General features: G+C 59.7%; 21 protein-coding genes. 19 read left to right on the top strand and 2 right to left on the bottom strand.

Going from position 1 to position 11,049, the window contains the following annotated elements:
• The 9 genes from HAQ05_RS27055 to HAQ05_RS27015 form a co-directional block, all read left to right on the top strand.
• Positions 1-254: phiTE_015 family protein (locus HAQ05_RS27055; RefSeq protein WP_190427248.1), on the top strand; the 254-nt coding region annotated here is incomplete at its 5' end.
• On the top strand, positions 251-793 hold the full coding sequence (locus HAQ05_RS27050) for an ead/Ea22-like family protein (RefSeq protein WP_190427245.1): 543 nt from the start codon (positions 251-253) through the stop codon (positions 791-793). The genes HAQ05_RS27055 and HAQ05_RS27050, both read left to right, overlap by 4 nt.
• Positions 790-1,263 (top strand): hypothetical protein, encoded by a 474-nt coding sequence (locus HAQ05_RS27045; RefSeq protein ID WP_190427243.1) that lies wholly within the window; start codon positions 790-792, stop codon positions 1,261-1,263. Before HAQ05_RS27050 ends, HAQ05_RS27045 begins: the two co-directional genes overlap by 4 nt.
• Positions 1,256-1,843 carry a DUF1367 family protein gene (locus tag HAQ05_RS27040; protein WP_190427238.1) on the top strand — a complete coding sequence of 196 codons (588 nt, stop codon included), beginning with the start codon at positions 1,256-1,258 and terminating at the stop codon, positions 1,841-1,843. The genes HAQ05_RS27045 and HAQ05_RS27040 overlap by 8 nt, the downstream gene beginning before the upstream one ends.
• Positions 1,840-2,166, top strand: coding sequence for a nuclease domain-containing protein (locus HAQ05_RS27035; protein ID WP_190423588.1), 327 nt, complete (start codon positions 1,840-1,842; stop codon positions 2,164-2,166). Before HAQ05_RS27040 ends, HAQ05_RS27035 begins: the two co-directional genes overlap by 4 nt.
• Complete coding sequence (locus HAQ05_RS27030) at positions 2,163-3,056, top strand: polysaccharide lyase family 7 protein (protein ID WP_190427236.1); 894 nt, start codon at positions 2,163-2,165, stop codon at positions 3,054-3,056. Before HAQ05_RS27035 ends, HAQ05_RS27030 begins: the two co-directional genes overlap by 4 nt.
• Before the next feature lie 2 nt (positions 3,057-3,058).
• On the top strand, positions 3,059-3,421 hold the full coding sequence (locus HAQ05_RS27025; RefSeq protein WP_190427232.1) for a RusA family crossover junction endodeoxyribonuclease: 363 nt from the start codon (positions 3,059-3,061) through the stop codon (positions 3,419-3,421).
• Complete coding sequence (locus HAQ05_RS27020; RefSeq protein ID WP_190427230.1) at positions 3,418-3,996, top strand: hypothetical protein; 579 nt, start codon at positions 3,418-3,420, stop codon at positions 3,994-3,996. The genes HAQ05_RS27025 and HAQ05_RS27020 overlap by 4 nt, the downstream gene beginning before the upstream one ends.
• Before the next feature lie 126 nt (positions 3,997-4,122).
• Complete coding sequence (locus HAQ05_RS27015) at positions 4,123-4,338, top strand: hypothetical protein (RefSeq protein WP_190427220.1); 216 nt, start codon at positions 4,123-4,125, stop codon at positions 4,336-4,338.
• Between the two features lie 12 nt (positions 4,339-4,350).
• Here HAQ05_RS27015 and HAQ05_RS27010 read toward each other — a convergent pair whose 3' ends face one another.
• A complete protein-coding gene (locus HAQ05_RS27010; protein ID WP_190427217.1) occupies positions 4,351-4,623 on the bottom strand; it encodes an XRE family transcriptional regulator in 273 nt (90 codons plus the stop codon).
• 40 nt (positions 4,624-4,663) lie between these two features.
• Positions 4,664-4,882, bottom strand: a complete 219-nt coding sequence (locus HAQ05_RS27005) for a hypothetical protein (RefSeq protein ID WP_420825799.1) — start codon at positions 4,880-4,882, stop codon at positions 4,664-4,666.
• Positions 4,883-5,037: 155 nt separating this feature from the next.
• On the opposite strand from HAQ05_RS27005, the gene HAQ05_RS27000 reads away from it, so the two are divergent.
• The 10 genes from HAQ05_RS27000 (at position 5,038) to HAQ05_RS26955 (ending at position 10,872) form a co-directional block, all read left to right on the top strand.
• The gene (locus HAQ05_RS27000; RefSeq protein ID WP_190427214.1) at positions 5,038-5,412 is read left to right on the top strand and encodes a chemotaxis protein; all 375 of its coding nucleotides are present in this window, start codon (positions 5,038-5,040) and stop codon (positions 5,410-5,412) included.
• Positions 5,412-5,729 carry a hypothetical protein gene (locus HAQ05_RS26995; protein WP_190424166.1) on the top strand — a complete coding sequence of 106 codons (318 nt, stop codon included), beginning with the start codon at positions 5,412-5,414 and terminating at the stop codon, positions 5,727-5,729. The genes HAQ05_RS27000 and HAQ05_RS26995 overlap by 1 nt, the downstream gene beginning before the upstream one ends.
• Before the next feature lie 58 nt (positions 5,730-5,787).
• A complete protein-coding gene (locus tag HAQ05_RS26990; protein WP_190424168.1) occupies positions 5,788-6,018 on the top strand; it encodes a hypothetical protein in 231 nt (76 codons plus the stop codon).
• A gap of 287 nt (positions 6,019-6,305) precedes the next feature.
• Positions 6,306-6,473 carry a hypothetical protein gene (locus HAQ05_RS26985; protein WP_190427211.1) on the top strand — a complete coding sequence of 56 codons (168 nt, stop codon included), beginning with the start codon at positions 6,306-6,308 and terminating at the stop codon, positions 6,471-6,473.
• 118 nt (positions 6,474-6,591) lie between these two features.
• The gene (locus tag HAQ05_RS26980) at positions 6,592-6,771 is read left to right on the top strand and encodes a hypothetical protein (RefSeq protein ID WP_190427208.1); all 180 of its coding nucleotides are present in this window, start codon (positions 6,592-6,594) and stop codon (positions 6,769-6,771) included.
• Positions 6,771-7,169: an HNH endonuclease gene (locus tag HAQ05_RS26975; protein WP_190427205.1), complete on the top strand. Its 399-nt coding sequence runs from the start codon at positions 6,771-6,773 to the stop codon at positions 7,167-7,169. The genes HAQ05_RS26980 and HAQ05_RS26975 overlap by 1 nt, the downstream gene beginning before the upstream one ends.
• A 182-nt stretch (positions 7,170-7,351) precedes the next feature.
• Complete coding sequence (locus HAQ05_RS26970) at positions 7,352-7,705, top strand: hypothetical protein (protein WP_190427202.1); 354 nt, start codon at positions 7,352-7,354, stop codon at positions 7,703-7,705.
• Positions 7,705-9,417, top strand: a complete 1,713-nt coding sequence (locus tag HAQ05_RS26965) for a terminase large subunit (protein WP_190427199.1) — start codon at positions 7,705-7,707, stop codon at positions 9,415-9,417. The genes HAQ05_RS26970 and HAQ05_RS26965 overlap by 1 nt, the downstream gene beginning before the upstream one ends.
• A complete protein-coding gene (locus tag HAQ05_RS26960; RefSeq protein WP_190427196.1) occupies positions 9,414-9,578 on the top strand; it encodes a hypothetical protein in 165 nt (54 codons plus the stop codon). Before HAQ05_RS26965 ends, HAQ05_RS26960 begins: the two co-directional genes overlap by 4 nt.
• Positions 9,571-10,872: a phage portal protein gene (locus tag HAQ05_RS26955; protein WP_190427193.1), complete on the top strand. Its 1,302-nt coding sequence runs from the start codon at positions 9,571-9,573 to the stop codon at positions 10,870-10,872. Before HAQ05_RS26960 ends, HAQ05_RS26955 begins: the two co-directional genes overlap by 8 nt.
• Positions 10,873-11,049 lie beyond the last annotated feature (177 nt).

Raw genomic sequence — 11,049 nt, 5'->3', positions numbered from 1 at the left:
TGCGGGAAGAGTTTGAGGCGTGGCTGCTCGAAGTTCATGGGCTGACTGCTGAGTGGCAGCCGGAGAGAAATTGCTTCAAGGAGTACCCGGCACACTTGGCCTATCAGGCATGGCAAGCCTCCCGCGCGGCTGTCGTGGTGGAGCTTCCTTCCAAATGGAATGACCCCACCAACTCCAACATGCAGTCCTGGGACAGCGGCATTGATGATGCTCGGATGGCAATCGAGGCCGCTGGCCTGAAGGTGGCGCCATGACCATCGACTATGCAGAGCTGAAGCGGCTGGCTGAGGCTGCAACGCCAGGGCCATGGTCAGCCCGTACAGATGATCTCTGCTACGCGGTGACAGCTCTGGGCCGTTTCCGAATCATCGTCGGGTCGGCCCCAGCGGATGACCCTGAACCGGACGCGCTCTTCATCGCCGCCGCCAACCCGGCCACCATCCTGGCGCTGATTGCGGAGATTGAGCAGCTTTCGGCTCAGGTAGCCACGCTGCAGGGAGATCCTAATAGCTGGCAGTCGGGTTATGACGAAGGCCGCCGCATGGGAACCAAGACGGCCCTCAGCGAGCGCGACCAGCTCAAGGCCGAGGTTGAGGCGCTGCGCGGCATCATGGCCGCAGTGGTGAGCGAGATACCTCATGCTAAGCACATGAGTCCAGGTAATGCCCCTGGCCATTGCCACAGGCTCCCCGGTGTTTGGGACGAAGACAACGGCGCGAAGGCTGGCAAAGAGTGTGGATGGTGCAAGGTCTGGAACAAGGCGCTCGTAATGAGCAAGGGGGTCGCCCAATGACCGACCTCATCTGCCGAAAATCCATGATGCGCTGCCAGACACCCGGTATGTGCTCGCCGCATGGTGGCTGCCAAGATCCAGTAACGCAGCAATTGCGCGCGGAGAACAAGTGGCTGCGCAATCAGATACCCAGCACGGAAATGGTCTGGTGCGCCTGCGGTGACGGCTATCCGGTGAACAGCTACGGCGCCGGGTTTATGGATGCGAACAATGGTGTCTGCGCTAACTGCGATGCCGCCAATGGGGGCGTCGAGCCTGGCCTCGATACTCCTGATGAGCTGAAAGCGCTGCGCAAGGATGCCGAGCGGTATCGGTGGTTCAGGAATCAGCACTGGGATGGCTCGGCTATCTGCGCCGTTGTTGACCCCAAACAGTCAACGAAGCTCGGGGCTTACTGCCCTAGCGAAAAACTACTGGACGAAGCAATTGATGCGGCACTGACCATGAGCAAGGAGGCCAGTCATGGCTGAAGTAGCCCTCATCCGTACCGCTCAAGGCCTTGTTCCCGCCACCGAAGCCGATCGCGAAACCATGCAGAAGTGGAAGGCCGGCCAGGTCATCCACGGCAAGTTCACCAAGATGCGCAACGCCAAATTCCACGGGAAGTTTTTCTCGATGCTCGATCTGGCGTGGGAGTACTGGGAACCCGCCGGCGGCCTGATCCCTCGGCAGGAAATGCGCGGCATTCTCGGGCTGGCCAGGTATTTCGAGCAATTGAACGGTAGGCCTGGGCAACTGGAAGATGCTGTGAAGGCGTACATCGGGATACTCCAGGCCGAGCGCGCCGCGCGCTTCCCGTCCGTGGAGAAGAGCCGCGAGGCCTTCCGCGACTGGATAACCATCGAGGCCGGCCACTTCCACCTGGTGCAGACCCCTGACGGCATCCGCAAGGAGCGTAAGTCCATCAGCTGGGCAAACATGGACGACGCCGAATTCGAGCCCCTTTACCGCGACGTGTTCAACGCCTGCTGGCGCCTGGTGCTGTCCGCGCATTTCGAAACCGAGGCGCAGGCCCAGGCTGCCGCCGACATGATCGGGAGCTACGCATGAAAGTGGTCAGCAAGAAACTCCGCGACAGCGCCCGGGGCCAGGAATGTGCCTTGCGCTTCTACGGCATATGCAATCGCAACCCGGAAACCACCGTGCTCGCCCACGTGCCGTGCGGCCAGAAGGGCATGGGCATGAAGGGCCCGGACTACATGGCCTGTTTCGCCTGCTCGAGCTGCCACGATCTGCTGGATGGCCGGGCCCGCAACGCATTCGACGGCACGCGCGTAGCGGTGGACTGGCGCGACGTGATCCGCGCCGTAGCTGAAACACAAGCCTACTGGATTGGCCAGGGGCTCATGAAGGTGCAGGGGGTGGCAGCATGATCGACCTTTCTCTTTGGAATTTGACCATTCCAGCCGGTGCGACGGTCATCCCGACCAAGACGCTGAACGCCGGTTACACCGATCAGTTTTTCGTCCGGCAGTCCGATGGGGCGCTGACCTTCATCGCGCCGTCGAGTGGGGAAAACATCAAATCAACCAAGAACAGCACCTACCCGCGCTCGGAGCTGCGCGAGACGCTGGCCAATGGCGACGACAAGGAAGCCAATTGGAAGGCCGGTAGCGCTGATCTGCACAGCATCGAAGCCACGCTGTCGGTGGACGAGCTGCCCGCGAGCAAGAAGGCCATCATCGGCCAGATCCACGGCGATGGAAACCACCCGCCCCTGAAGATCCAGATCACCGGAACGACGATCTACGCCCAGTTACGCCGCAAGCTCGATGGCACAGAGGACAAGCCCAAGCTGCTGACCGGTTACAAACTGGGCGAGCAATTCACCTACCGAGTTGAGGTTTCCAAGGACGGCAAGGCCAAGTTCTTCATCAATGGCCAGCAGGTCGTGAACGACACCCTGCCGGCCGATGGCTACCAGTTCGACATGGCCTCATATGCCAACGACACCTGGTATTTCAAGGCTGGCGTCTACAGCCAGGAGAAGGTCGGAGGAACAGGGGTAGGGCGGACCACCTTCTCCGCGCTGACGGTGTGCCATGGGGCGGCCGCGGTACCGGTCGCTACGGTCGCAACACCGGCCACCACCCTGGCCGACCAGATCACGGACGCCTTCAACGCCTGGCAGGCGGGTACCGTTTCCAGCCACGACACCCTTGTCGCACTCAACGCCCTGTCCAAGCAGGTGGCCAGCCTGGCATCCGACAAGGATCGCGCACCGCTGTACGCGCAGATCAAGCAATACAAGGCGCAGGTATAGAAATGACGATGCTGGAATTGCCATGGCCGCCGGCGGCCTGCAGCCCGAACAAGCGCGTGCATTGGTCCAAAAAGGCCAGGGCGGCGCGCAAGTACCGGGCGGACTGCCACCTGCTGGCGTTGCAGGCCAAGATCGCCGCCCCCGCCGGTGAGCTGCTGGTGGTCATGGAGTTTGTGCCGCCTGATGCCCGGCGCCGCGATCTGGACAATCTGCTGTCCTCCTGTAAGGCCCTGCTCGATGGCATCGCAGACGCACTCAAAGTGGATGACCGCAACTTCATCCCCCAATTGCGCATGAGCAAAGAAACCACCAAGGGCGGCGCCGTGCGCGTTCGCATTCAAGCAGTAGAAGGGGAGGCAGCATGATCTACACCAGCGTACTGGCCGCGGTGGTATCCGCCCTGGCCGCCGAAGCCATCGACAACACCAGCAAGCAGGCCTGGCAGAAGCTGTACCGGCCCGGCAGCGCAGATGGGCATGATCTGGTTACGCTGAGCCAGTCGGTAGAGCAGGGCAGCATTACCCGCATGGACGCAGACTGCTGGATCTACGCCAGGCTGCACAGCCAACTGAAGCCTCGGCACTGGGATGCGCTGGTCGCGAAGTACAGCACGCACCGCGCGCGCAAGGTCCAGGCAATCGCCAAACTACACCCATTGATCGCCAGCCATGCCCCCAAGCTGTTCGTGATCAATGCGGTGACGGCGTGGGCCATTCCTAGGCTGCTCGGTGTTCAAGGCAAACGCTCAACCGATATGATCGTGCTGCCCCAGGAGTTCTACGATGTGAACCGCTGGGATCCCGAGGCCAACCCGGAGCGAACCCGGCGCCGGTGGCGGAAGGGGGTAGAGGATGCGCTGGAAGGCATGGTGAGCGAGGCTCTAAACGATGCGGGAAAGCTCTTGGAATATGAAGGGCTCTTTTTTGCAGCGGCAGCTTGACATCACATGGCCGCATGGCCGATTATTTCCCCATCCTGTCATTCCTGCGCACGTTGGGGATAGACCCAAAAGCCTCGCCAGAGAAATCTGCCGGGGCTTCGTCATATCTGGCTATTGGAGACGGATATGACAAGAGCACAAAGGCGGCATGACACCCGCCGGATGAAGGCAAGATTCAAACAAATTCAGAAGGCGAAAGATTGGGTCGCATCGGCGAAGAATGCCGGAGTATTCGCGAACCATGGCAAGGTCTGCTCATGCTGGATGTGCGGGAATCCGCGCAAGCTTGGTGAACTGACCATGCAGGAAAAGAGAGCTGATCTGAGTGAGTTTTTCGACTGAGTGGCGCACGTCTCAATCCCCAAGTTCGATCTCGGCGCCGATCTCTCTCATCTTCGCGTAAACGGCTTCAAGCTCGGCATCAGAGAGCGTAAGCCGGGCTGCCAGCATGAACAGCATTTGTGCGCTTAGCTCCCTGGGGGTGGCACCACCGGTGTACTTGCGCCATTGCCGGCCATCGGCGAGCCCGGCTAAGTCAGCCATCTGGTTACCGGTCATGTCCAGTTCGCGCTTGAAGCTTGTCAGGCTATTGGTGGACGGCGGGGTATAGCGGGTTATCTTTTTCATGACCACCTGCGAGAAACCCCGCTTTCGCGGGGCTTTGGAATCAGGAGAGGTACTTGGTCAGTGCCAGCGTGGCTGCGGCCACCGCACCCACTAGGCCGGATGCTATCGCTACGGGATACCAGAAGATTTCCCATCTCACTTTGTGAGCCTCATTGCGAAACTTAATGGTCTCCGCGTTCAGCTTGCTGGTTTCGGCCATCAGCTTAGCGATCTCGGAGTGGATCTTTTCGAGTTCGGCGGTGGTCATGTCGATGCTCATGTGTTCTTCCCTTTGGGGTTTTCGGGCCGGGCGGTGTGCGCTTCCCATGTCTGTATATTAGGCCCAAAGGGCCTATATGACAACTGCTTTCTGGTGCCATTCATCACCTGTTTACCGGCGAATTCACTAAGCTGATTCCGCCCATGGAGTAACCCATGGTTGACCCTACCGACCTCGGCGCAGGCACAGCCACCTGGCTGGGCGGTACGGGAACCGTGTTGTTGGGTGCATTTCTCTGGTTGCGCAAGTTCCTTTCCAGGGACGCCACAGAGCGCGCCATGGACAACGCCGACATCGGCACTGTCCGTCGCTTGAACGAACTGCTGGATTCCGAACGCACCGCCCGGCAAGCCGCCGAGACGCGGGCCGATCAATTTGCGAAAGAACGAAACGAACTCGCCGCCGCAGTTGGCCGGATGGAGGGCAAGATCGAAGCCCTTACCAGCCAGGTCGCGCAACTCACAGACAAGGTGACCACACAAAGCACCGAGATATCGCGGCTTCGGTCACAGGTTGGGGGCGCCAGCTGATGCACCGAATCGCTATGGAATTTATCGCTCGGCTCTGGTGGCGCAGGGCAGAGGTTTGGCTTATCGCCGCGCTCCTGATCGGTGGCGGCGGCATCTTCGGTTTCCAGATCGCCCAGTGGTCGCTGGCCATGGCGTACATCAAGCAGGTCGATGTCGTTCGTGCCGCCTATGACGAAGCACTGAGGCAGCGCGACCTGCGCATGGACAACATCAGCAGTAAGACCGAGCGCGCCACCGAGAAGGCCCAGGAAGCAGCCAGCACGGCCAACCAGGCTGCGAGCACCGCGAAGGAAGCTGCCGAGAAGGCGGGCCAGTAGCGGCGCCACGAATTCAGCAGCGCCCATGTCGTGGCGCGCCTACCGAGGCCGAGAAGCCATGAACCTGCTTGCCTGGATCAAAACCCTTTTCACCAAAACCACCAAGGAGCCGACCATGGCTGATACCGCATCTACTGCAGCTGCCGCGCCCGCTGTCCCCGAAACCCCAGCCATCGTTGAAACCACAGCGATCGACACCGACAAGCTGAAGGCGCTGCTGATCACCCTGGGCCACGACATTGAGGCCGAGTGGGAGCATCTGGTGGCGTTGGCTAAGAAGGCGGCGTAACCGCCTATAGAGTTTCACAACGCTAGCGGGGTACATGAGCAATGGAGCGCAAGCCACCGCCCACTGTTGAATGGCGAGGCCGTCCACATGGATGGCAGCCGCCACCCGCACCACCGCCAATGCGAACGTTCACTGGTGATCACGCCCCAACCATGGGTTTGATGCTTGTGTGGTTCGTGTTCCTGGCCGGAGTAGCCATCGGAACCAAGATAGCCGGAGGTTGGTGATGGCCTGTTCAACCTGCGCCCGAACCAGAGAGTGGGCCGCCAAGTGGAGTCGAATCGCATATGAGCGAGCAGCAAAAATCCTTGAGCGTCGTGACGATTCTGCCCCCACCGAGCCAGAAGCTCGGCAGCGCACAACTGGCGGCGGGAACGAAGGTGATGCTGAGCGACGGGAGTGAGTTGGCCCGCGTTAAAGAAGTCACTCTCACAGCAAGAGCGGGCGGCCTGTAGGAAGCGACGATCACTGTGCTTCCTGAGATCATCCAGCCGGTCACTGCCGATGCAACAATGGTCGTCGCTGATGTGACCTCGCTGTCTGACGAGTCCCGGCAATATGCCAAGGTGCCCCATGAGTGAAGACTTGGTAACTCTGCTTCGGCGCATTGCTGTGGCCCAGGAGCGTGGAGCAGAGGCCATGGAGAAGATAGGCGACAGGCTCGACCTGCTGATCCAAGCGATGGCAGAGGATGAGCCTGAAGATCCAGACGCTCAGCCTCGAACGTACATGGACGGAAGCCCGGTGCGCTGATGGGTGCCAGACCTCTTAAACCGTGCAGCGCCCCAGCATGCGGCGCGCTGGTACGTGGCACCCGCTACTGCCCGAAGCATGAGCACCTGACCAAGCAAGCAGCACAGCAGCACGATGAGCGGCGGGAGAGCAGCACCCAGCGTGGCTACAGCTACAAGTGGCAGCAAGCGCGAAAGGGATTCCTTGCCAAGCACCCATTGTGCGTCATGTGCGAGCGTGCGGGTCTGGTCGCAGCTTCTACTGATGTCGATCACATCGTTCCTCATCGAGGCGACAAGGATCTGTTCTGGACACGATCGAACTGGCAAGCGCTGTGTCATTCATGCCACAGCCGCAAGACGGCGACAGAGGACGGCGGATGGGGCAACGCAAAGGCGTCTGGTGCCCGTGGTGGGTGAATGAGATCGATTCTCGTGAAACTTCATCGAAATTTTCTGGAGTGAGAAATATTCCCATTTTCAGGGGGTGGGGAGGGTCAAAAGTATGGAGCCTTTGGCTTCTAGACCGCGCCCGAAACTCTTTTTACGTTTCTCCAAAATACAGGTTTTAGCAAATGGCCCGACCGAGGACGCCGACCAACGTGCTCGAGCTGCGCGGGTCGTTCAAGAAACACCCCGAGCGCAAGCGTCAGGATGCCGAATCTTCCGGACCGCTGACCAGCGCGCCCGACCATATCAACGGCGCAGTACTTCATGCCTGGAATGAAATCGCCGAGGTCGCGCCGCTGGACGTGCTGACCAATTCAGACCGGATCAGCCTGGAGATTGCCGCCAACCTTCTGGCGCAATTTCGCGATGACCCTATCGAGTTCACCGCAGCCAAGCTTGTTCGTCTCGAAGCACTGCTCGGCAAGTTCGGCATGACGCCGGCGGACCGCGCGAAGGTCGGCGGGAAGAAGGAGGCGCCGAAGGGCAACCCATTTGCGGAACTCTAATGGCCAGAAAGCAGACTTATCCCCTGGTCAAGGCGGCAGAGAAGTACGCCGTCCAAGTGATTTCAGGGAAGATTGTGGCGTGCAAATGGATAAAGCTTGCGTGCCAGCGTCACCTTGATGACCTGGAACGCTCGAAAGACTCCAAGTATCCATACCATTTCAGCCCCGCAAGGGCGGAGAAGGTCGCAAAATTCCTGCAGTTGCTGCCTCACACGAAGGGAAAGTGGGCCAACAAGCGTGAACTGATCAAGCTCGAACCCTGGCAACTGTTTGGTGTGTGCATACCGTTCGGCTGGCTGCACAAGAAAGACGACACGCGTCGGTACAGGACCATCCTGATATTCGTACCACGCAAGAACGGTAAATCAATCATCGGCGGCGGCCTGGGCATCTACATGTTCACCGCTGATGGCGAGTTCGGCGCCGAAGTGTATTCAGGCGCTACGACCGAGAAACAGGCGTGGGAGGTTTTCCGCCCAGCCAAACTAATGGTCGACCGTACGCCCGAACTGCGTGACCACTACGGCGTTGATGTGAACGCTTCGAATATGTGCCGCACGGACGATGGTTCGCGTTTCGAGCCTGTGATCGGCAAGCCAGGAGACGGTAGCTCACCGTCCTGTGCGATCGTTGATGAATATCACGAACACCAGGACAGCACTCTGTTCGACACGATGGAAACCGGCATGGGCGCTCGCGAGCAGCCCATTATGCTGGTCATCACCACGGCAGGATCGAGCATTGGCGGGCCATGCCACCTGCTTGTCCGTGATGCCGAGCGAATGCTTGAAGGGGTAATTGATCGGCCTGACCTGTGGGCGATGCTCTACACCATCGACAAGGGTGACGACTGGACGTCAGAGGCCTCGCTGATCAAGGCGAATCCGAACCATGGCGTATCGATCAACGCTGATTTCCTCTTGGCCCGCCAGCGCGACGCCATGCAGTCAGCGACCAAGCAGGCGACGTTCCGCACCAAGCATTTGAACGAATGGGTGGGCGCCAAGAACGCCTGGATCAACATGCTGCGCTGGAAAGAGGCTCCGGCGCGCAAGTCGCTCACCGAGCTTGAGGGACGCCGCTGCATCATCGGCCTCGATCTGGCCAGCAAGATCGACATCGCGGGCAACATCCTGTTGTTTCCGCCTGTCGACGACGATCCGTATTGGCACGTGCACGGCAGGTATTACTTGCCCGAGGCGCGGGTCATTGAGGAACTGGACAGCAATACCTCTCGGTACCGCGAGTTCGATGCTCTCGGCCTGCTGACCCTGACCGACGGCGAGGTAATCGACTTCGAGGTCATCAAGGAGGATCTGCGCGAGTTCGCGGGGCGCTTCGACATCGAGGCCGTTGCGTACGACCCATGGCAGGCCACTCAGCTTGCTCAGGAGATGGAAGCCGAGGGATTGCCGATGGTGGAAATCCGTCAGACGGTGCAGAACATCAGTGAGCCGATGAAGGAATTGGAAGCCTTGACGCTTCGACGGGTTCTTGCTCACGGGGATTGCCCGATTCTCACCTGGATGGCCAGCAACGTAGTCGCCAAGCTGGATGTGAAAGACAACATTTATCCGAACAAAGAACGGCCAGAGAACAAAATCGACGGGATTGTGGGGTTGATTATGGCGATTAACCGCGTGCTTGCGGGAGGATCGCCAGACAACAACGAATCATTCATGGACTCCATTCGGAACCCAATAATCGCATGAACCTGCCACTGGCGTTTTTCATACTCGCAGCGCTGTGCGGATTTGGCCTGCTGGTCGGCGGCGTATTCACGCTGTTCGGCAGTGGCTGGGCACTGATCGCCGCTTCCGTCTCGATGTTCATGATCTCAGGCTTCATCAAGAAAGGATTAGCCGGTGAATAAATCTCTTTCGCTGGTTCTCGGCAGGGCTGCGGCCAAGCCGATGAAGTCGCTCGGCGACTGGACCGGAAAGGCCATACGCCTGAGCGACGGAGGGTTCTGGGGCTCATGGCTTGGTGGGCAGTCCAGTTCCGGCAAAGCCGTTAATGTCGACAACGTCATGCGATTGTCCACCGTATGGGCATGCGTGCGGATCATCTCGACTTCGGTGGCCGGGCTTCCGCTGGGGATCTACCGTCGCAAGGCGGACGGTGACCGCGAAGATGCACGAGATTTCTCGCTATACGACGTCATCCACAACAGCCCAAACGAAGACATGACGGCTTTCCAGTTCTGGCAGGCCGTCGTCGCCTCGATGTTGTTGTGGGGCAACGCTTATTGCGAGATTCACCGCTCTGGCAATCGCGTCGTCGCGCTGGACTTTCTGATGCCTTCACGAGTCGATCTCGAAGTCGATGACAATGGACGCCTCGAGTACTGGTACCGCCCGAAGAAAGGACCCCGACGGCAAATTGCCCGAACGGACATGCTGCACATTCCGGCGTTCAGCATCGACGGTCGAGTCGGAATGTCCGCGATCCGCTTCGGCGCCGATGTGTTCGGCTCGGCGATGTCTGCCGACGACGCAGCGAACGGGACCTTCAAAAACGGGCTTCTTCCGACGGTCGCCTTCAGCGTCGACCGCATCCTCAAGGCTGAACAAAGGGAAGAATTCCGAGAGTACGTGAAGACTGTCTCCGGCGCGATGAACGCCGGGAAATCGCCGGTACTCGAGCAGGGGGTCAAGGCTGAAACCATCGGCATCAACCCTGTGGATGCGCAACTGCTGGAGTCCAGGGGTCACAGCATTGAGGAGATATGCCGGTGGTTCGGCGTACCGCCGTGGATGGTGGGCAAGACCGACGCGGGCAGCAACTGGGGAACCGGGCTCGAACAACAGATGATTGCGTTCCTGACCTTTTGCATCAGCTCAGTCACCAGCCAGATCCAGCAGTGCGTAAACAAGCGTCTGCTCACTCCCGTGGATCGTCGGATGTATTACGCGGAATTCTCGCTGGAAGCTTTCCTCAAGGCCGACAGCGCAGGCCGCGCTGCATGGTATAGCCAGATGACCCAGAACGGGATCATGACCCGTGACGAGTGCAGGGTGAAAGAGAACCTGCCACGACACGGCGGCAATGCCGCGGTGCTCACCGTCCAGACCAACCTGGCGCCCATTGATCAACTCGGCCAGTCAACCGATGGGCAGGCCGCCCAAGCAGCCCTTAAAAACTGGCTTGGCCAGGCTCAGGAGTAACCATGCCACTGAATGTCAATGCTCGCAGCTTCAACTGCGAACTGAGTCCGCGCGCGCTCGAAAAATGGAATCCGGCGCTCCGGGCCGCCGTGGAGACCACCTCCGACACCATCACCGTTTACGGAGTGATCGGTGAAGACTGGTACGGGGATGGCGTCACCGTCAACCGCATCGACG

The organism is Pseudomonas typographi, assembly GCF_014694385.1.
GTDB classification, from domain to species: domain Bacteria; phylum Pseudomonadota; class Gammaproteobacteria; order Pseudomonadales; family Pseudomonadaceae; genus Aquipseudomonas; species Aquipseudomonas typographi.
The sequence above is the reverse complement of the archived record's forward strand: the minus strand, read 5'-3'. Positions and strand labels throughout refer to the sequence as shown.